Below are 19,633 nucleotides of genomic sequence, written 5' to 3'. Positions count from 1 at the left end.
TTATTAAAGCAAAACCTAAGACTATAGAAGAACTCAATGAGGTAAATGGATTTGGAAAAGTAAAATGCGAAAAGTACGGTGAAGCTATTATTGAGATGGTTAAAAAGTATTAGTCTAGTATAGTATGTATTCAATGAGAATAAAAATCTATTAGGGTAGGGATAATGTGATGATTGCAGAAATTAGAGAGAAAATAAGCAGTTATATATCAAATATTAATGATAGATTGGAAGAGGATTTGACAGGAAATGTATCCGGCAACTCATCTTAAAGACAAATAGCTTATTCGAAAGCCAGGAAGCTATTGAAACCAATTGTTTAATCAGCTATAATGTTGTTAATAATCAGAACAAAAGATAAAAAAGTAAGGTAAGGATACTAAGATGAATAAAACTTTAAGGGAATTAAATCTTGAAGATGATTTTTTATTTGCGAAAGTTATGAGCGATAAAGAAATTTGCAAGGAATTATTAGAGAAGATTTTAGAAATCGAAATAGAAAAAGTGGAAATGGTTGAAGAGCAGAAAACCATCGACTTATTACTTGAAAGCAAAGGCATTAGATTAGATGTTTATGTTAAAGATGAGAATAACACGATTTACAATGTTGAAATGCAGCGTGGAAAGCATAAGAATTTACCTAAAAGACTAAGATATTATCAAGGAAGTATAGACCTAGATTTAATAAGTAAAGGTGAGGATTATAGAAGACTTGCAAAAAGCTATATAATATTCATATGTACATTTGATTTATTTAACAAAGGTCGCCACAAATATACCTTTCAAAGTATATGCTTAGAAGATAATGAAATAGTATTAAATGATGAAGCGGAGAAAATAGTGTTAAACACAAAAGGAATTATGAATGATCTAAGTGAAGAGTTGCTAGAATTCCTTGCTTATGTAGAAGATTCAACAGATGATACAGTGCATGGTGCTAAAGGGAATCTTGTGAAAACCATACATAAAAGAGTGCAAGAAGTTAAAAATGATATTTCAGTGGAGGTGGAATTTATGACTTTATTAGAAAGAGATAGAGAGAAAATTGAAGAGGGAAAAATAGAAGTATTAAAAGAAACCATTATGGATAATTTGAGGGAACTTGGAAATATTCCGAAAAACTTAATTTATTCTATAAATGAACAAAACAATATTGATATATTAAAGAGTTGGAATAAAATTTCAGTTATTGCTAAAAGTTTTGATGAATTTCAAGAGAAAATAAAATAATTTTTACTCTATTAAATACAAAAGGAATTATGAATGATTTAAGTGAGGAATTTTTAGAATTCATTGCTTATGTAGAAGATTCAACAGATGATACAGTAAAAGGTGTTAAAGGGAATCTTCTTAAAACCATACATAAAAGGGTGCAAGAAGTTAAATAAATTCAGAAAATCTCAGCTTTAATTATTTATAAAATAAGAAGCAAAAAATTGAATAAATAAGTTTAGTATAATTGACAGCATTTTAGTAAATGCTGTATAGTATAAGATGAGTTTATATTTGTAAATTATTTTATGATTTACAGTACAGTGCCAGCAGGGGAGGGATAAAGTATGTCAGAAATTAAAGTTGGAGAAAATGAATCTCTTGAGCAAGCATTAAGAAGATTTAAAAGAAAATGCTCAGCATCTGGAATCCTTTCAGAGGCAAAAAAGAGACAACACTATGAAAAGCCAAGTGTTAAAAGAAAGAAAAAGTCAGAAGAAGCTAGAAAAAGAAAGTTTAAGTAGTAGATTATAAATTATAGTTTTATCAATAATATTAATGATTATAATAAAAAACTATTTTACTTATTGAAAAAGTAACTTCAACACTTTGTGTCTCGGAAGCATTCTTGGGGAAAACAAAAATTCGTAGATAAAATTGCTAAATTTATCTAAACATTGAAAGAACTAAAGCATTAGCCTAAAGTGGAAAGTATTTTTAAATAAATTTCTACTTTAGGTTATTTTATTTATTTTAAGGAACTGGAATATTAACGAAATCCGAAAATATGGAACGTGTAAGAAAAAATAATTAAAAGTTGAGGGAATATATAATGAAATTACTATTTGATGTTGAAGGTAAAGTGAATTATGACAAAATTAATAAGAATACGACAGTTAAAGATGTGTTAGATGCAGTTGACATATTTTTAAGTAATAATCCTCTTAATTGTAATGAATGTGAGGAGAGTTGCTGCAAAAAATCTTGGTCAGTAGAAATGGATAATATCTGTGTAAATAGATTGAGCAGTTGGAACGATGAGGCAGCTTTAGATTTTGTTCAGGAAAAGCTAATTAAAAAGAGAAATTATTATAGAGATTTTGATCAGTATGTATTAAATAAGAAAATGGACTGTAATTTCATAACAGAAACCAATCTATGCACTATTTATGAGGATAGGCCAATAATATGCAGGCTTTATATCTGTAGTGCAAGAAGTTATAGATATAACTTGATAAGAGAGCTAATAGGAAGTACATATTTAAATGCACTTGTATATGAAGAAGAAATTAGAAACAATAATTTCACAAATGAAACTATTAATCAGTATAAAATAAATCCAGCAGTTTTTGCTAAAGACTACAATATGCTTCTAGAAAAAATATTTGATTATGCAGAATATGAAGGCTGGCTTGATATTGATGAAAGAGAAGAATTGTATAAAGAAATAATCCTAGAATAAGTTTTAGATTAACAAAATAAGTTTTATGGTATAATCAAATATTACAAAAAAACTTGTTTCTAGATAATATAATTGAAAATACGAATTTAAATTTAGAATACAGATATCCTATTGGTATTTAATATTAATAGGATATCTATTTTTGCTTACATTCTGTAAATTTTTTAACTAAATGTAAGATATGTATCAATATAAGCTATCATTTGGTCACTTCTTGTCATGCTGAAATATATTGTTATTAGGTAACTTGAATAGGATAGTTCTTTTGCTTCCGGTGTATTGCGTTGTAATTCTCCTACCAATAATTGTTGATATCTCAAACTTATAATATAACCACGAGCAATAAGTATAACTTGTTCTGAAAAAAATTCATCTGAAAGTGAATCTGCATATGTATTTATATGATTTTCCAGGTTTGCTATAATGGACTCCATTTGCTGAATGTAATTTCTAAGATGTTCATCTGTAGTTTGTAATTGCTCCTGAGATGAGCTGGCTCTTATATCAATCGTAGTCAAATTTTTCCGTATAGTTTTTATTTGCTCCAAATTATTGAGAATATCTTCTTTATTTTTTAAGTCAGTTACTTTAACGTTAAATGGTACAGTTTTAAGTGGAACCTCTGCATATGCTATATTAGGTATTATTAAAGTTATAAAAATTGTTAGTAGTATTAAACGTTTAAATTTTTGCGGCATTATTACTCCTCCTTTTATAGAACTTAAATTATTTAAGTAACCGTGAAATATGTTGAAATATTAGCGACAGTGTTATCACCCGATGTAATATAGTAATATGATCTTGCCATATAATCTGAATAAAATAGTTTTTTTGCTTCATCTACATTGTTTTGTAATGCTCTTATCAATATTTGCTGCGCTTTTAAACTTATAATATAGTTATCAGCAATGGATATAATTAGTTCTGAAAAATATAAATCCGGAATAGAATCTGCATATGTAGCTTTATGTTGTTCTAATCTTGATTCAATCTCTCTAAACAGTTGGAGGTAAGTTTGTATATTTGAATATGTAGAACTCAATTCGTCGCTCGTTGAATCTTCTCTTATATCAATTACAGTTAAATTTTCCCTTATAGCCCTTATTTGTTTCAAGCTATTGATAATCTCTTCTTTATTTTTTAAGTCCTCTACTCTAGGACCAATAGGAACTGACTGCGTTGGTGCTTGCGCATATGCTATATTAGGTATTGTCAGAGTGATAATAATTGTTAATAATATTAAGCGCTTTATTGTTGGTATCATTAATATTCCTCCTTTTTATAAAAATTTGTATTGTTTACAAAAGTTATTTCATAATCTATATTTAGTTATTTTCAAAATTTTATTCGACACAAAATTTAGTTTACAATCAGTTTTTTCTTAAAATATACATTATTAATATTTTATAGAATTATATCTATACTATATAAATTTTTAAAAGTATAAGAATAAATATGTAATAGATAATTATATTTTTATCATGACCAGCACTCATGATGATATATTAATTACTATTAAATCTTTTGAATCACTAAAACAAAAAGACTTGTTTCTAAATAATATATTTGAAAACACAAATTTAAAATTATATTACAAATATCCTATTGATATTAAATACCAATAGGATACTTATAATTTTGATTATTTTAAAATTATATTCCTTCTACTACTAATGATATTTAGAAACTTCAGTCCTTCAGCCTCCAGAAGTATTATCATAAAACTTTGTGAAGGCGGAGAGAGTGACTGAAATTTCTAAAGCATTTACGTATAAGCCTCTTAATATGTGTAATTTTCAACCTCAAATTTATCCACTTTTTCATAAGGTGCAAGTGCGGAAACCATTTTTACAGGAGTATTATAATTGTTTATGCAATAGTGAATTTCACCGGGTTTTATATGAATAAACTGACCTTCTGTAAGGTGATTTACTTTACCATCTACAATAATATCAATTTCTCCTTCTATAATATAGAAGTTTTCTTCCATGATTTTGTGATAATGAGCTTTAAAATTTTGTCCAGGTTGAAATTGGACTATTGCAAAATTCATACGTGGACCTTTCATTAGATATTTTGGGCCACCATCGCCAAAACGATATTCTTTATCTTTTTCATCAACAATATACATATTTAATTCCTCCAAGCTAAATTAATTTATTTATTAACAATTCTAAAGACCAGGTGCAATCCACATATTTTTTGTGGTTTTTTCATTACAAAGGCTTAATTGAGCACCATATACTTTGCGCCATTTAGAATAAGCATTTTCATAAATAGCGTAGTTATCCATATTGAGCTTATAAGTTTTATCTAAGCGTACCAATTCATTAGCTGTTTTTGCTATGTCAGAATAAATACCTGCGCCGAAACCAGCCAAGATTGCAGCTCCAAGGCCAGTTGCTTCTTTTACTACTGGAACACGAACAGGCAGACCAGTAACATCGGATAGAATTTGGCACCACAAAGGACTCTTGGAAGCGCCACCTGCAAATACTATGCTTTCTGGCATGATACCTGTAAATTCCTTTACAAGATTAATATTCCCTTTTGTAATCATAGCTGCATTTTCTAGTATTGCCCGATAAAAGGTATAACGGTTAAATTTCTGAGAATCTAATTCAAAATTTGTAAAGGTAGGAGCAGCATGCTTCCAGGAAATAAAGTTCATAACATCAGAGAAAGTGCATATCATGCCATAGCTTCCTGGAGGGATTTTAGTAGCCTCCTCATTCATGAGATCATAAACATCTTTACCTGACTTTGAAGCTTCTTGTTTTTCAAGCTCACAGAAAGCATCTCTAAACCAGCGCATAGCAAGTCCAGGCTGAAAGGCTATAGCTTCATATTGCCATATACCAGGCACAGCATGGCAGTTTACGCGGACTCTGCAGTCTAAATCTGTTTTAACCTTATCTGTATTAAGTTCATACTGCCAGAAGCTCCCGCCAAACACTGCTGCTTCCTTTGGATTTACAACGCCTACACCAATGCAGCCAAGCTGTGCATCACCTCCACCAACTACAACAGTAGTTCCTTCTGCAAGACCAGTATCTTGTGAGCCTTTTACATTTACTTTGCCAATAACAGTACCGCATTCTGCAACTGGTGGAAAGATGTTATCTTTAAGTCCACATCTTTTTATGATTGAAGGATTCCAAGAACGGCTTTTTAGGTTAAAGATACCTGTAGTTGAACCATTGCTTGGCTCAACAGCATGCTTACCAGTCATTTTATAAATAAGCCAATCATTAAACATACCTATTGAGGAAACCTTTTCATAAACTTCAGGCATTTTATTTTTTACCCAGAGGATTCGTGGAATAGCATCTAGAGCAAAAGTTTGTCCAGATTCAAGGTATACTTCTTTTTGAAGATTTGGATCTCTTTTAATAAGTTCTGAAACTTCATCATTAGCTCTAGCATCTACATTAGCACAGGCCCAAATTTCATTTCCATCTTTATCATATAATACAATTCCTTCACGCATGCAGGTAGTGGATACAGCAGCAATCTCTTTTGGATCTATTTTAGCGTCTCTTATGACTCTATGAATGCAGTCACATGTAAGACTCCAATTTAGAGACCAGTTAAAGTCCATACTTCCTGGCCATCTTGGATCTTCATTATGTGTCCATTCTTGCTGCACGCAAGCAATTTGATTACCTTTCAAATCGAATAAAAGAGCACGTACGCTGCCAGTACCGGCATCAACGGCCATTAAATATTTTTCCATATGAATAATCCTCCTTTAAATTTAAGTAGAAAATTAATCTATTAATGATCAGTGTAAAAATAGAATTTAATCATCTGTAGCTGCTACCTTATTTTCTAATAGTTTCAGAGCCGTTGATTCATCAGTGATAAGAACATCAATGTAGCCACCCTTTAAGACAGCTTTGATTGCATCTACCTTTTCATCACCTGCAGCAACTCCAATTACATTTTTTAGACTGCGAAGTTTATCAAGTGGAGTTGTTACTAGACGAGATTCAATATTTGAATCTACCAAGTTTCCATCCTTATCAATGAAGTGACATAATATATCGCCTATAGCGCCTTTTAGTTTTAGGTAGAGTAGATCGTTTTTAGTTAAAATACCGCTTTTTATAGTTGTAGCATTGTTACTCATAGAACCAACGCCTATAACAGATAAAGAAGAAAGCTGAGCCATACGGGATATATCAGTAACGGAGGCCTCATTTCTTATCGCATCTACGACTTCTTTTGAAGATACAAGAAGAGGTGATGGAATTAAATACAGTTTTGCATTAAAGGTTGATGACATATTATTTGGCAGATAAAAATTGACTCCACCAGTGAGCGAAACTACAGAAATTGGTTGTTCTACCATGGTTGCAAGATTATTTAGAATACGACCCTGAGTATCACCATATCCCATATTTATAAATGCATTCTTTTCTAGACGATTATTTATATACATAGCAGCGGCTTTTGCAACATTCTCGTTTGTATTAACTCCCTTAGGTGGCGAAGATACAATAAAAGTATCTTTAAGATTAAAAGTCACTGCTAATTTCTTTTCAAGCTGCATGCGATTGGCAGAATCATCTTTTATCTTGAATTGGATAATTCCAGTAGTGCGTGCCTTATTTAACAATTTTACAACGCGCATACGTGGTATTCCGAGAAACTCTGAAATTTCCTGTTGTGTCATATTATCAAAATAGTAGTACCATGCTGCTTTAAACATTAGTACTTCCTCATAATTATTATCCATACTTACTTTGCCTCCGATGTTTTTTATATTAAATGTGATTTCCAAGCTATCACATAAGCCTAAGTCTACAGAGGTATATCTATATACTTAAAAGCTATAGTCATTAAATGGTGCAAATGTTTAGCTTAAGAGCATTTGTTTATGTAATAACTATATTATTGTCATTGTTCTTTTATGTCAGGATTCCGATAATATGATTAAAAAAAGTATAAATGAAATAGCTAAGGCCTTGAAATATAAAGGCTTTAGCTAAAATATTTTAGAGAATAAAAATAAGATAAAGCATAATATTAAATTTTGGTAAAAAGTTATCATAAAATTACTAGCAAAACATATGATATAGTACATTAAAATGTTTTAAAGAAAAATTTCTATTTATATATAATAATCAAACTGATTATGGGGGCTGGAATTATGTTGGTAAACGTTTCAAATAATAAAACAATAACTTCAAAGGGCACGCTCCTTTCTGTCCATGATATTTATAAATCTTTTTCTAAAAACCAGGTTTTGAAAGGAATAAATCTTGAGGTGGCTGAAGGAGAAGTACTAGCCTTGATTGGTGGGAATGGTGCAGGTAAGAGCACTTTGATGAAAATAATCATGTGTATTTATCGTCAGGATAAAGGTGATATTTATGTTAATGGTAAAAAAGTTACAAGCTCCAAACCACTAGATTCAATGGAACTAGGTATGTATCTTGTCCCTCAAGAACCGATGCTTTTCCCTAATATGACTGTTGAGGAGAATATAGCAATAGGTTTTAGTGAAAGCCCTGGAGAATTACACAAACGCCTTGCAGCTTTAATAATGCAGCTTGGCTGGGAGATTGATTTAAGCAGAAAGGCTTTGACTTTATCTATTGCAGAACAACAGCTGGTAGAACTTCTTCGTGGACTTTTAAGAAATGCAAAACTGCTCATTTTAGATGAGCCAACTAGTGCATTAACCTTTAATGAAGTAGAATCTCTTTTTAAGATTGTTAATGACCTTAAAAAGAAAAATATAGGTATCATATATATTACTCATCGTCTTGAAGAAGTATTTAAGATAGCAACTCATGTTGCAATAATGAGAGACGGTATTATTACCCTTAATGGATGCGTTAAAGATTTTACCCGTGAGATGCTTGTAAAAGGTCTTCTTCCTCCTGATATAGAAGAAAAGAAGCAGATTTTAAAGGGAAAAGTTCCTGATTATAAAAATCTGAAGCCAATTTTTAGTTTAAAGAATTATAGTGGATATGGTTTTAAAGATGTATCTTTTGATGTATATCCAGGTGAAATATTAGGCCTCGCAGGGGTAGTAGGTGCTGGGCGAAGTGAACTTGCAGTCACAATTTTTGGTAGAGATAAAGTACTTGGTGGAAAGGCTTATCTTAATGGGCAAGACATTACAGGATTATCAACTTCTCAAGTAATTGAAAAGGGTATTAATTATGTTCCTGAAGATAGAAGACAGGATGGGATTTTTAAAATTGGTGATATAGCTTTAAATACTTCCTGTGGATGCTTGAAACATCTTAGCAAGTTTTTTATGAATTTTAAAGAAGAAAAGAAAATCACTGATAAATATATAAAGGATTTGTATATTAAAGTCACTGGGCAGGATCAGCAGATAGGGAGCCTTTCAGGAGGAAATCAACAGAAGGTTGTAATAGCTAAGATTCTTGCAACTCATCCAAAGCTTATTATATTAGATGAACCTACTCGTGGGATTGATGCCTCAGCACGTGGAGATGTGTATACCATTATAAACGAACTAAAGGAGCAAGGATTTTCAGTTTTACTTATTTCATCTGATATGGAGGAAATTATTCAGCTTTCAGACCGTGTAATAACTATGTTTCAAGGCTCAATTAATCACACTTTTAAAAAGGCTGATATTAATGAAAACAATCTTATGAGTGCTGCCTTTGGTGTTTATGAGGAGCAAAAGGAAGGTGAAAAAATATGAATGCTATAAGGAAATTCTTAAATAGAAGAGAAGCTACAGCAGTTATTTTTCTGATTGCCTTATATGCAATTGTTGGAATGATAAATCCTACATTTATGCAGTCAGATAATATAATGCTTTGCTTAAATGGTGCTACAGTTTATACAATCTGTGCTATTGGCATGGCCTTTGTCATATTTACTGGTGAGATTGATGCATCTATTGGAGCTACTTTAGGTTTATCTGCAGCAGTTGTAGGTACTATGGTTAGAGATGGTAAATCTTTTCTACTTTCAGTACTTGTAGCTGTATGTATAGGAATAGTTATAGGTTTGATTAATGGAATTGGCGTTGCAATCCTTAAAGTGCCATCTATTATTATGACAATTGGTATCAATAGCATAGTAAGAGGTTTTTCTTATGTGTACACTGGTGGTGCTTGGGTAGAAAATGTTCCAAAAGATTTTAAGGGACTTTCACAGCAAGGTATTGCAGGATTATCCTGGATGTTTATAGGTACAATTGTAATCGTTATTGCTATATATATGTTTTTGACAAGAACAAAGCGTGGCCGATATTTCCAGGCGGTTGGAGATAATGAAGATGGAGCAATTCACCTTGGTCTTCCTGTTACAGGAACTCGTTTAATAAGCTTTGTAATCTGCGGAGTTTGTGCATCTTTAGCTGCTGTTGTATTTGTCAGCCGTATTGGTTTTGTTACCCCTATCTCTGGGAATGGTTATGAGATGAAAGCAATTGCTGCTTGTGTTATTGGTGGAATCAGCCTTTCAGGAGGTATTGGTAATGCAGTTGGAGCTACATTTGGTGCACTTATAATGGCATCTATAAGCCGTATATTAGTATTTTTAGGATTTTCCTCTGACTATGATAATACCATTACTGGTATTTTATTAATAACTATAGTTGTTTTGGATGCAATAATGCAGCATCGTAATGCTGAAAAGGCAAGAAGAGAAAGATTATCAGCCAGAACTGAAGCAGTTACTGAAAATAAAGCAATAGGAGGAAATATATAATGAAAGAGAATTTAAAAAAGACCTTATTAAGTTTTAAATTTCGCTGGGAATATTTCTTAATATTGTTCATTATTGCAGAAGTAATTATATTTGGTACTATGAATCCAAAGTTCTTGATGCCACGTGTTTTGTTTGGCAGTTTTAATGATTTCATATCTATTTGCATTATTTCCGTATTTATGTGCTTTGTATTTATTACTGGTGGTATAGACCTGCAGGCTGGATCTATTGTAGGTCTGAGTTCGATTGTTATTGGAGTCTTTTGGAAAAGCTTTGGTGTAAGTATTGGTACGGCTTGCGTAATTGCTATAGTTATTGGCTGTTTATGTGGCGCCTTAAGTGGATTTTTCGTTGCATTTACAAATGTACAGCCAATGGTAATAACTTTAGGTGGATCGTTTTTATATTCTGGACTTGCTATTGCAGTATCAAATATGTCAAGTACAGCTGCTTATCTTGGCATAAGTGGATTTCCAGAGGCATTTACAGCTTTTACTAAAAAGCGCTTCTTTGGAGTTATACCTTCGCAAATTTTTATTTTTATTGTTCTTACCATTATTGCCTATATTATTCTTCACCATACAAAGTACGGAAGGCAAGTATTTCTTTGCGGTATTAATAAGCGGGCAGCAGAATTTTCGGGTATCAATACAAAAGTTATTGTTATGAGTACTTATATTTTTTCAGGTATGGCAGCAGCTTTTGCAGGGATTATTATGACAAGTTACCTTGGTTCTGCAAAGTCTGATTTTGGTGGGGACTTAACAATGCCAATTATTACAGCAGTAATACTTGGTGGTACTTCCACATTAGGCGGTAAAGGTGGTGTTTTTGGTACAGCACTAGCAGCTGTTGTAATTGGAATTATGAGGTTTGGACTTTCAATGAATGGAATACCAAATCAATATTTAGATATTCCAGTTGGTATAATGCTTGTTGTTGTAGTTGCAGCAAGTACTGTTTCTAAAAATCAAAAGATCAATGCATTTATTCAGCAGCATTTTAATTTTAGAAGAAGAGTAAATAGCAAATTAAATTAGTAAGTAAATAAATAAATAAACGTGTAGGCTTAGCGGATGGATCTACATCTGCATTAAATATAAAAATAATATTACAGGGGGACTTATTATGAAAAAGAAAGCTGTTGCATTAGTACTTGCTGGTGCAATGATGTTTACTACACTTGTTGGATGTGGTTCAAATAGCACTACAACAACAGAAACATCAACTAAGGATACTAAAAAAGGAGATATTACTGTAACTTTTATTCCTAAGCTTACAGGTAATGCATTCTTTGAATCTGCTAATAAGGGAGCTCAAGAACATTCTAAAAAATGGGGATTCAAAGTTGATTATCAAGGTGATGCTAATGCATCTCCATCAGCTCAGGTTTCTGTAATTAATAAAGCAGTTCAACAAGGTACTGATGCTATTTGTTTATCTTCTGTTGATGCGGCTGGTGTTAAAGAAGCACTTAAAGCGGCAGCCGATGCAGGTGTTACAGTTACTACCTGGGATTCTGATGTAGATCCATCAGTTCGTAAAATTATGGTTTCTCAAGGGACTCCAGAACAATTAGGTCAGATGTTAGTTCAAATGGGTTACGATTCTTTAAAGGAACGTGGCAAAGATCCTGATAAAGATGCTATCAAATATTGCTGGCATTATTCAAATGCAACCGTTACTGACCAAAACTCATGGCAAGTTGAAGGTGAGAAATATATAAAATCTAAATATCCTAATTGGAAAAATGTTGCACCAGATAACTACTATTCAAATCAAGATGCTGAGCAGGCTATATCAGTTGGTGAATCAATACTATCTGCACATCCTGATATAGATTTAATCATTTGTAATGATTCTACTGCACTTCCAGGACAGGCACAAGCAGCACAAAATAAAGGTTTGAGTGCTAAAAACGTAACTATAACTGGTTTTGCATCTCCTAATTCAATGAAACAATATTGTAGTGATGGAATCTTAACTCGCTGGGGTCTATGGGACTGCGGTATTCAAGGTGCTATGGGCTGCTATATTGCATACTATATTGCATCAGGCCACCAAGTAAAAGTTGGCGATAAGATTGATATCCCTGATATAGGAACTGTAGAAGTTATGCCAAACACAGTACTTGATCCTAAAGCAGACGCTTCAGATAAGTCTTCAGGAGTTGTATTGCTTCCTGAAAGAACTGTATTTACAAAAGATAATATGGATAAATATGACTTCTGATCAAGTGAAACTTGATTCAGGTGGGGTGGTACAGTTGCTAGACATCAGATTACCTATAAATATAACAATTGCTTAGAATTTATTACTGATGACATACTATTAAGCTTTTTTTAAGTAAGAAGCTTATTAATAAATAAATTTTAATAAAAATAAATTAGTGCAAAAAGATATGCACTAGGTATAAAAGTGGAGGGTTTTTAATTATGGCAGATTTAGAAGGATTAAAGGTTGCAAAGAACTATCATTTAGACGTACCATTTGAAAATGAAAGTTTTTATGTAAAGGGAGCAGGTAATTTAGATTGGGGAATGAAGAAGCACCTTGCAAATATTTTTAATGCTAAAAGTGGTAACACAGTAATGTTTGCATTTGATCATGGTTATTTTATGGGGTCTGTATCAGGACTTGAAAGACTCGATATATTGGTTCCTAAATTAATACCTAGTATTGATGTATTAATGTGTACAAGAGGAGCTCTTCGTTCGAGTGTTCCTCCAGTTGGTAATAAAGCAGTGGCTCTTAGAGTTTCCTCTGGCTCATCTATGTTAAATGAGGATTTATCTCATGAAATAGTTGCTGTAGATATTGAAGATGCAATTAAATGTAATGCAGATTGTATGGCTGTACAAGCGTTTATTGGTTCAGATGGCCAATTAGAAAGCCTTGATAATCTATCAAAAGTCATAAATGCAGGAATTCGTTACAGTATTCCTACAATGGGGGTTGTAGCAGTTGGCAAGAATATGGAACGCACAGATAAGTATTTTAAGCTTGCAACTCGTATTCTTGCAGAACTTGGAGTAAATATTGTTAAGACTTATTATTGTGATAATTTCGAAGAAGTAGCAGCTGCATGCCCAGTTCCTTTAGTTGTAGCAGGTGGAAAGAAGCTGCCAGAAAATGAAGCTCTCACACTTGCATATAATGCAATAACTAAAGGTGCTCATGGAATAGATATGGGTAGAAACATTTTCCAAAGCAATCACCCAGTTGAAATGGCAGAAGCTGTACGTAAAGTTGTTCATGAAAAAGCAAGTGATAAAGAAGCATATGAATTCTATCAAGATGCAATTAATAAATAGATTTTAAATATGCACAGATAATGTAGATAAGGAGTAAGATTGCAACCGTGTTTAGCTATAAAATTGCTAAGGACAGGTTGCAATTTTTTGTACCATTATGAATTAAAAGGCAAAACCCCTGACATTAGTCGAGGGGTTTATGTATCTTCGATACCTAATATTTAAAATATAGCAATTTTTATTCACTTGGATTTAGATATACTACAATTAAATTATATTTTTGGATTTTAACTTATTGATGCTTTGTTTAACTAAATAAATTGCTTCGGACTCACTTTGTCCCTTATGCTTTATTTCATTATCACCTATCCTTGCAATTGCCTTATATGGGTATTGATTTTCATTGTTCTGTATTACGATGATTTCATGTTCTCTATATTTTTCCATAAAGCATACCACCTTTAATGTATTTTATAATATTATACCATACTCTGAATATTTTGAATATTCTTTCTTTTAAAAAATTACCTGAAAAATAATAATTTTAATAAAGATAAAGAGTATAAAGAAGAAATAATACACTATGAAGGAAAGGAAATGTTTGTGGTGTTTGTTTAGAACAATCACGATTAATCCATCAATACTTGCTCTCAAATCTGTTAGTCTGCACACAAGATAAACTTTTGACTATGGATTTATTATTGTATTAGTACTAACTGTAATGACAATATATTTAAGCAGATAACAAAAATAAGCTGAGATTTTCTTGTATTTAGAAAGTCTCAGCTTTAATATTTTTTATGTAAATTTATGCTATAATAATGTCAATAAAAGTGAACAAAAGCAAATTACTGAAGGAGTTATTATGAATATTAATAATTTTAATGAATATGTTGATAAAACAATTTTAAAAAGAGGCTATGAATATTATACAGATGGAAATATAGTTGATTATTGTAATGAAGGAGATAATACTTATACCTTTGAAGTGCAGGGAAGTGAAGACTACCAGGTTGTAGTTCAGCTCGATGATAATGGAGAAATAATTTATTCCGAATGTGATTGCCCTTATGATTTTGGCCCAATATGTAAGCACGAAGTTGCAGCTTATTTTGAATTGGCTGAACTTATAAGCAAGGATATAAATAATAAAGCAGAAAATGCAAATTGTGCTGCAAATAATGAAAAAGTAAAAAATAAAAAGGCTAAGGAACCAGAAATAAAAGAAGTTTTAAGCGGTCTTTCAAAAGAAAAATTAATAGCTATTATATTGGATATAATTCAAAAGGATAAAACCTTGAAGGATAGTCTTATTGTCAGGTATTCAAAAGGAAATAGTGAACAGGAACTTAATAAATGTAAAAAATTAATAAATTCTATAGTGAGAAAGCATTTAGGAAGAGAAGGATTTATCTCATATAGAGAAGCAGGTTATTTTGTAAGTGATATGGAGGAGCTGTTAGAAAAGATAAGAGAAACAGAGGATATAGTATTAGCACTTGATATTGCATTTCTAGTAATAGATGAAGGGATAGAGGCCTTTGAATATGCTGACGATTCTGATGGTGATATTGGATACTTAGTATCAGAAACTATTGATTTAATAGGTGAGGTAATAAGTTACAATGAAGATATAGATATTAATATAAAGGATCAATTATTTGATAGACTGTTAAATAAAGGCGAAAGTAAAATTTTTGATGGATGGACAGATTATAGAATGGGTATTCTAGAATTATGTGCTGAGGTTGCAACTACGGAAGCTCTTAGAGATAAGCTGAAAACAAAGTTAAATTACTTAATTGATAAAAATTCTAATAATGAGTATATGAAATACAGCAATGAAAGGATGCTTCATATATTATTTAATATGGTAAATAAGTATGATACTGAGGAAGAGGCAGAACAGTTTATAAAAGATAACTTAAAGTTCTCGTCTTTTAGAGAATTATTTATAAACAAATATCTTGAAGAGAAGAATTACGAAAAAGTTATAGAATTGACCTTAGATGGAGAGGAACAGGATAAGAGATTTGCTGGCTTAATTTTAAAATGGAAACAAATAAGATATTTGGCATATAAAGAACTATCTATGAAAGAGGATCAAAGAAATTTAGCTACGGAACTTTTGTTTAAAGGAAAATTTGAATATTATAAAGAACTAAAAGAATTGGCAGAGGATAAAATAAGTTTTTATAATAATTTAAAACAAGAACTTAAAACAAAGGAAGACTGGCATTCCAAAAGTATGTTTCTTAAGATAATATGGGAGGAAAAAGATTTAGATGAAATAATGAGCTATGTGAGAGAGGATCCAACAAGTATAGATGGTTATGCAGAAATTTTAATGGATAAGTTTAAAGATGAAGTTATAGAAATTTATAAAAAATATATAAAGTTTGAAGCAAGTCGTGCTACAAATAGAAGTCATTATAAAAATGTATGTACAATAATTAGAAAATATAAAAAGATTGCAGGAAAGCAAAGCGAAACCCCAATAATAAATGAATTAATAGCTTTGTATAGAAAGAAACCAGCATTTTTAGATGAACTTAGTAAAGTTAAATAAGTTAATACTGATTATAAATAGGTTTTTTTGAATAAAATCTATTTATAATCAAATTATATAATGTATGTACAAATATAAAAAATAGGAGTGAGCACTGATGAAAATAGTTGATAAGTTGGTTCAGGTAATTACTACAACTGATGGAGCAGGTATTGTGAAACCTTTAAGCTTTTTTATCATTGATGATAGTGAAGCTTTAGATGTAATTAATGTAGAAAGGTTAGTGAGGAGGGATAAGGAAAAAATAGGAGGAGATTATGTATATACTTTTACATGTGAAATTATAAAAGATAATATGAAAATGCTTTGTGATTTAAGGTTAAATTTAAGTACAGAAGAATGGAGCCTTTATAGGATGTAATTGAAGTTTCATCTGATGTTTCTGTGAGATTCTATAGAATCCTTACTGACTCCCATAACTTCTGCACTTTTTCTGAAAAATTGGATAGTTCTCATCTGCCCTAGTCCTTTATAAAAACCATATTTTCATTGCTTGATGCGTCAATATTATATTTATAACCAAGTCTGTTAAAGTTTTTTATTTCTGATATTTTATCAATCTTTTCCTCTGCCATATAACGGACAAGCTCACCTCTAGCCATCTTTGCTAAGGTTCCCTTTGTTATAATTTTACCTTCTTTATATTCACCAAAAGTACATGATATTAATTGCGCCTTATCGTTTAGATAATTTTCGATGGATTTACTATATTCTTTAGATGCAAGATTTAGTACTATATCTGTATCCTCATATAGTTTCTGAAATATGTTATCTCCCCAATAATCATATAAATCTTTATAGCATGAAAGCATGATTTTTGACTGCATTTCAAGACGGTAAGGTACTATGCCGTCAAGTGGTTTAAGAATGCCATAAAAGCCAGATAGAATATATAAATGGTTTTCGATATATTCCCATTCTTTAATGTCAAATACATTTGGAGCCATATACTTATATTGAATTCCATCATAAGCTAATAATGCGGGGGTGAGTCTTTCAGTAAGGTTCATATTGGAAAAGTATTCAAAGCTTGTCTTAGCAATTTTATCATTGCATTGCCATAAAGCTTTAGCTTCCTTATAGCTTAGATTTTTAATATATTCCATTAAAAATTCAGCCTTATCTAAAAAACATGGCATATTATTTATCTTAAATTCTGTATCTACATTCATCTTTTTGGCTGGTGATATAATAATTTTCAACATAATTCCTCCATATGTTAAATAGTTTTTTTCATATAAGACATTATATCTTAAATTTTAGGTTTATAAAACCTAGTCGAAATGGGAATTATCTAATTAAGATATATAGATAATATATATATGCTGCAATAATAAAATTACATTTAGAATGGTTATAGGTAAGTAGATATCTAGATGTAAAATGCATAAAATTAATTGCAACATATATAATTGAAAATAAGGATTTAAATTTAAAATACAGATATCATATTAGTATTCAATATTAATAGGATATCTGTATTTTTTACCAGTTTTATTTTACAGTACCGTTAATTTGTATCACATGTATCGATTGAACATACTCTATCTCTTCCAGTTTGCTTTGCCTTATATAAAGAGTCATCTGCTTGCTTTATTAGCATCTCAATGTTATCCGTTGACTCAGGGTAAGCAGATATTCCTACAGAAACAGTGATTCTTATTTTTCTTCCGTCACCAATTTCAAATTCGTGCTTCTTTACTTCATCACATATCCTTTTTCCTATATCCATTGTCCGTTCTTTAGAGCAGTCAAGTAGTAAGATACAAAATTCTTCTCCTCCAACTCTTGAAACTGCATCAAATACTCTACAAGAATTTTTTAAAATAACTGCTAATTCTCTTAATACTATATCACCAACTGCATGGCCGTATGTATCATTAACATGCTTAAAATGATCTATATCAACCATTAAACAAGATAATTGTTCATCCTTTTCTTTTGCATTTATAGCACTTTTATTAAATATCAAATCAAATTGCCTTGTATTATTTAATCCAGTCAAAAAATCTTTAGTAGCCTCATTTTTATATCTCCTATATAATTCATTTGATGACCTAACATATTTTAATAAATAATAAGCTAGTATAGTTGCAACTGCCGATATAATAAAATACTCTAAAAGTATATTAAATACATTATTTACATTGGATAACAAGTAATAATAGGTACTAATCATAGAAAGCATATTGATTAAGTATATGGTTATCCACTTTTTAATCATATTTAACTTTAGTTTACCAACTATTGAAAATAGTAATAGTAATATTAGAATTTGAAAAACTGCAACTATTGATGATTGATTGATTCCAAAATATAAAAATCTAAATAAAACTATAATTATTCCTGTAACTAATGAAGATAAAAGTCCGCTAATATTATATATCAACATTAATGCTATAACTCTTAAATCCACCAAAGTTTTTGTACTTTCAATATTTATTGCGTAAATCATCATTCCTATTGCGAGAATTCCACCGCCTAAACCAAGCAAAACTTTTGTAAAAACTTTTGAACTGTATTCAAGAGGTGTATTCTTTGATAAATGTCCACCTAAAAATATTCCTGAAATCAAAAGAAGTATATTAATAAAAAAGTTACTCATTATTTTCACCTCCAATTTTATTTGTTTGATTAAAGATATTAAATAATAATTGTTATTTGTTATTATAATTATACCATTAACTACCTCTTATGACAAATAATTTGCCCGTAAATTTTAGGTTTACAAAACCTATTAAAAATTCCTTTAAGTAATTGTAAAGCAAATGAGTTTGCTAACTAATTTACTTTAATTATTACTTGAAAGGATATGATAATATGGGAAAGATTGAAACAGCAACACAATGGATGATTAACTTAGCAAATGATAATAGTCACGGATATGACCAAACATATAGATGGGGAGAGCGTGGAGATTATGATTGTTCTTCTTCAGTTATTACTGCATGGCAGACTGCAGGTGTTCCTGTAAAAACTAATGGTGCAACTTATACTGGTAATATGAGAAGTGTTTTTCTTAATTGTGGATTTTCTGATGTAACATCATCTATAGTATTATCAAATGGATCTGGCTTACAACGTGGTGATGTATTACTAAATGTATCTTCACATACTGTAATGTTTATTGGAAGTGGACAAGTTGTTGCTGCTAGGGAAAATGAAAATGGCACAGCAACAGGTGGTAAACCTGGGGATCAAACAGGTAAAGAAATTTGTATTGAAAACTATTATAATTACCCTTGGGATTATGTTCTTAGATATAATGAAGGAAGTAGTAATCCTAATCCTCCATCTGGTAATTCGAATGTTCAAGCCGGACAAGTTCAAGCAAACAATTTTGCTGGATGTAACATTGATACTGATGGTGTTAGAGGTACTGAAACAAAAAAAGCAGGGATTAAGGTTTTACAACATGCCATGA

Annotated in this window: 20 protein-coding genes; 12 read left to right on the top strand and 8 right to left on the bottom strand. The window is 31.0% G+C overall.

What is annotated here, in order from left to right; genetic code table 11:
* Positions 1-383 precede the first annotated feature (383 nt).
* From CLOBL_RS22800 to CLOBL_RS22790, 4 genes are all read left to right on the top strand, one after another.
* The gene (locus CLOBL_RS22800) at positions 384-1,229 is read left to right on the top strand and encodes an Rpn family recombination-promoting nuclease/putative transposase (RefSeq protein WP_077861121.1); all 846 of its coding nucleotides are present in this window, start codon (positions 384-386) and stop codon (positions 1,227-1,229) included.
* 29 nt (positions 1,230-1,258) lie between these two features.
* On the top strand, positions 1,259-1,387 hold the full coding sequence (locus tag CLOBL_RS29040; protein WP_278281353.1) for a hypothetical protein: 129 nt from the start codon (positions 1,259-1,261) through the stop codon (positions 1,385-1,387).
* Positions 1,388-1,558: 171 nt separating this feature from the next.
* Entirely contained in the window at positions 1,559-1,735 is a 177-nt protein-coding gene (gene rpsU / locus CLOBL_RS22795) for a 30S ribosomal protein S21 (RefSeq protein WP_008418503.1), read from the top strand.
* Positions 1,736-2,043: 308 nt separating this feature from the next.
* A complete protein-coding gene (locus CLOBL_RS22790; protein ID WP_179117819.1) occupies positions 2,044-2,673 on the top strand; it encodes a YkgJ family cysteine cluster protein in 630 nt (209 codons plus the stop codon).
* A 164-nt stretch (positions 2,674-2,837) separates the two neighbouring features.
* Here the strand turns inward: CLOBL_RS22790 and CLOBL_RS22785 are convergent, their stop codons facing one another.
* The 5 genes from CLOBL_RS22785 to CLOBL_RS22765 form a co-directional block, all read right to left on the bottom strand.
* Positions 2,838-3,371 (bottom strand): hypothetical protein, encoded by a 534-nt coding sequence (locus CLOBL_RS22785; protein WP_077861120.1) that lies wholly within the window; start codon positions 3,369-3,371, stop codon positions 2,838-2,840.
* Positions 3,372-3,403: 32 nt separating this feature from the next.
* A complete protein-coding gene (locus CLOBL_RS22780) occupies positions 3,404-3,937 on the bottom strand; it encodes a hypothetical protein (RefSeq protein WP_077861119.1) in 534 nt (177 codons plus the stop codon).
* Positions 3,938-4,453: 516 nt separating this feature from the next.
* On the bottom strand, positions 4,454-4,804 hold the full coding sequence (locus CLOBL_RS22775; protein ID WP_077861118.1) for a cupin domain-containing protein: 351 nt from the start codon (positions 4,802-4,804) through the stop codon (positions 4,454-4,456).
* Positions 4,805-4,846: 42 nt separating this feature from the next.
* Entirely contained in the window at positions 4,847-6,409 is a 1,563-nt protein-coding gene (lsrK, locus tag CLOBL_RS22770) for an autoinducer-2 kinase (RefSeq protein WP_077861117.1), read from the bottom strand.
* A gap of 66 nt (positions 6,410-6,475) precedes the next feature.
* Positions 6,476-7,414, bottom strand: a complete 939-nt coding sequence (locus CLOBL_RS22765; protein ID WP_077861116.1) for a sugar-binding transcriptional regulator — start codon at positions 7,412-7,414, stop codon at positions 6,476-6,478.
* Between the two features lie 414 nt (positions 7,415-7,828).
* On the opposite strand from CLOBL_RS22765, the gene CLOBL_RS22760 reads away from it, so the two are divergent.
* The 5 genes from CLOBL_RS22760 (at position 7,829) to lsrF (ending at position 13,700) form a co-directional block, all read left to right on the top strand.
* The gene (locus CLOBL_RS22760; RefSeq protein ID WP_077861115.1) at positions 7,829-9,370 is read left to right on the top strand and encodes a sugar ABC transporter ATP-binding protein; all 1,542 of its coding nucleotides are present in this window, start codon (positions 7,829-7,831) and stop codon (positions 9,368-9,370) included.
* A complete protein-coding gene (locus CLOBL_RS22755) occupies positions 9,367-10,386 on the top strand; it encodes an ABC transporter permease (protein WP_077861114.1) in 1,020 nt (339 codons plus the stop codon). Before CLOBL_RS22760 ends, CLOBL_RS22755 begins: the two co-directional genes overlap by 4 nt.
* A complete protein-coding gene (locus CLOBL_RS22750; RefSeq protein ID WP_077861113.1) occupies positions 10,386-11,426 on the top strand; it encodes an ABC transporter permease in 1,041 nt (346 codons plus the stop codon). The genes CLOBL_RS22755 and CLOBL_RS22750 overlap by 1 nt, the downstream gene beginning before the upstream one ends.
* 88 nt (positions 11,427-11,514) lie before the next feature.
* Positions 11,515-12,618, top strand: a complete 1,104-nt coding sequence (locus CLOBL_RS22745) for a substrate-binding domain-containing protein (RefSeq protein WP_077861112.1) — start codon at positions 11,515-11,517, stop codon at positions 12,616-12,618.
* A gap of 203 nt (positions 12,619-12,821) precedes the next feature.
* Positions 12,822-13,700 carry a 3-hydroxy-5-phosphonooxypentane-2,4-dione thiolase gene (lsrF, locus tag CLOBL_RS22740; protein WP_077861111.1) on the top strand — a complete coding sequence of 293 codons (879 nt, stop codon included), beginning with the start codon at positions 12,822-12,824 and terminating at the stop codon, positions 13,698-13,700.
* A 207-nt stretch (positions 13,701-13,907) separates the two neighbouring features.
* Here lsrF and CLOBL_RS22735 read toward each other — a convergent pair whose 3' ends face one another.
* Complete coding sequence (locus tag CLOBL_RS22735) at positions 13,908-14,087, bottom strand: hypothetical protein (RefSeq protein ID WP_009170994.1); 180 nt, start codon at positions 14,085-14,087, stop codon at positions 13,908-13,910.
* A 418-nt stretch (positions 14,088-14,505) separates the two neighbouring features.
* Between CLOBL_RS22735 and CLOBL_RS22730 the strand changes: the two genes are divergently transcribed.
* Positions 14,506-16,209, top strand: coding sequence for a hypothetical protein (locus tag CLOBL_RS22730; protein ID WP_077861110.1), 1,704 nt, complete (start codon positions 14,506-14,508; stop codon positions 16,207-16,209).
* A 97-nt stretch (positions 16,210-16,306) separates the two neighbouring features.
* Positions 16,307-16,570, top strand: coding sequence for a hypothetical protein (locus CLOBL_RS22725; protein ID WP_077861109.1), 264 nt, complete (start codon positions 16,307-16,309; stop codon positions 16,568-16,570).
* A 100-nt stretch (positions 16,571-16,670) separates the two neighbouring features.
* Here CLOBL_RS22725 and yaaA read toward each other — a convergent pair whose 3' ends face one another.
* Positions 16,671-17,411 (bottom strand): peroxide stress protein YaaA, encoded by a 741-nt coding sequence (gene yaaA, locus CLOBL_RS22720; RefSeq protein WP_077861108.1) that lies wholly within the window; start codon positions 17,409-17,411, stop codon positions 16,671-16,673.
* Between the two features lie 308 nt (positions 17,412-17,719).
* Positions 17,720-18,814: a GGDEF domain-containing protein gene (locus tag CLOBL_RS22715; protein ID WP_077861107.1), complete on the bottom strand. Its 1,095-nt coding sequence runs from the start codon at positions 18,812-18,814 to the stop codon at positions 17,720-17,722.
* Between the two features lie 215 nt (positions 18,815-19,029).
* Here CLOBL_RS22715 and CLOBL_RS22710 point away from each other — a divergent pair.
* A partial coding sequence (locus tag CLOBL_RS22710) for a peptidoglycan amidohydrolase family protein (RefSeq protein ID WP_077861106.1) occupies positions 19,030-19,633 on the top strand: 604 nt, incomplete at its 3' end.

This window comes from Clostridium sp. BL-8, assembly GCF_002006495.1.
Lineage (GTDB): Bacteria > Bacillota > Clostridia > Clostridiales > Clostridiaceae > Clostridium.
Note: the sequence above shows the minus strand (reverse complement) of the source record. Positions and strands in the feature narration are given on the sequence as shown.

What these genes read in the sequence shown, in the direction of transcription:
- CLOBL_RS22800 (WP_077861121.1), top strand. Translation starts at nt 384, where the DNA reads ATGAATAAAACTTTAAGGGAATTAAATCTTGAAGATGATTTTTTATTT.
- CLOBL_RS29040 (WP_278281353.1), top strand. Translation starts at nt 1,259, where the DNA reads ATGAATGATTTAAGTGAGGAATTTTTAGAATTCATTGCTTATGTAGAA.
- rpsU (WP_008418503.1), top strand. Translation starts at nt 1,559, where the DNA reads ATGTCAGAAATTAAAGTTGGAGAAAATGAATCTCTTGAGCAAGCATTA.
- CLOBL_RS22790 (WP_179117819.1), top strand. Translation starts at nt 2,044, where the DNA reads ATGAAATTACTATTTGATGTTGAAGGTAAAGTGAATTATGACAAAATT.
- CLOBL_RS22785 (WP_077861120.1), bottom strand. Translation starts at nt 3,371, where the DNA reads ATGCCGCAAAAATTTAAACGTTTAATACTACTAACAATTTTTATAACT.
- CLOBL_RS22780 (WP_077861119.1), bottom strand. Translation starts at nt 3,937, where the DNA reads ATGATACCAACAATAAAGCGCTTAATATTATTAACAATTATTATCACT.
- CLOBL_RS22775 (WP_077861118.1), bottom strand. Translation starts at nt 4,804, where the DNA reads ATGTATATTGTTGATGAAAAAGATAAAGAATATCGTTTTGGCGATGGT.
- lsrK (WP_077861117.1), bottom strand. Translation starts at nt 6,409, where the DNA reads ATGGAAAAATATTTAATGGCCGTTGATGCCGGTACTGGCAGCGTACGT.
- CLOBL_RS22765 (WP_077861116.1), bottom strand. Translation starts at nt 7,414, where the DNA reads ATGGATAATAATTATGAGGAAGTACTAATGTTTAAAGCAGCATGGTAC.
- CLOBL_RS22760 (WP_077861115.1), top strand. Translation starts at nt 7,829, where the DNA reads ATGTTGGTAAACGTTTCAAATAATAAAACAATAACTTCAAAGGGCACG.
- CLOBL_RS22755 (WP_077861114.1), top strand. Translation starts at nt 9,367, where the DNA reads ATGAATGCTATAAGGAAATTCTTAAATAGAAGAGAAGCTACAGCAGTT.
- CLOBL_RS22750 (WP_077861113.1), top strand. Translation starts at nt 10,386, where the DNA reads ATGAAAGAGAATTTAAAAAAGACCTTATTAAGTTTTAAATTTCGCTGG.
- CLOBL_RS22745 (WP_077861112.1), top strand. Translation starts at nt 11,515, where the DNA reads ATGAAAAAGAAAGCTGTTGCATTAGTACTTGCTGGTGCAATGATGTTT.
- lsrF (WP_077861111.1), top strand. Translation starts at nt 12,822, where the DNA reads ATGGCAGATTTAGAAGGATTAAAGGTTGCAAAGAACTATCATTTAGAC.
- CLOBL_RS22735 (WP_009170994.1), bottom strand. Translation starts at nt 14,087, where the DNA reads ATGGAAAAATATAGAGAACATGAAATCATCGTAATACAGAACAATGAA.
- CLOBL_RS22730 (WP_077861110.1), top strand. Translation starts at nt 14,506, where the DNA reads ATGAATATTAATAATTTTAATGAATATGTTGATAAAACAATTTTAAAA.
- CLOBL_RS22725 (WP_077861109.1), top strand. Translation starts at nt 16,307, where the DNA reads ATGAAAATAGTTGATAAGTTGGTTCAGGTAATTACTACAACTGATGGA.
- CLOBL_RS22715 (WP_077861107.1), bottom strand. Translation starts at nt 18,814, where the DNA reads ATGAGTAACTTTTTTATTAATATACTTCTTTTGATTTCAGGAATATTT.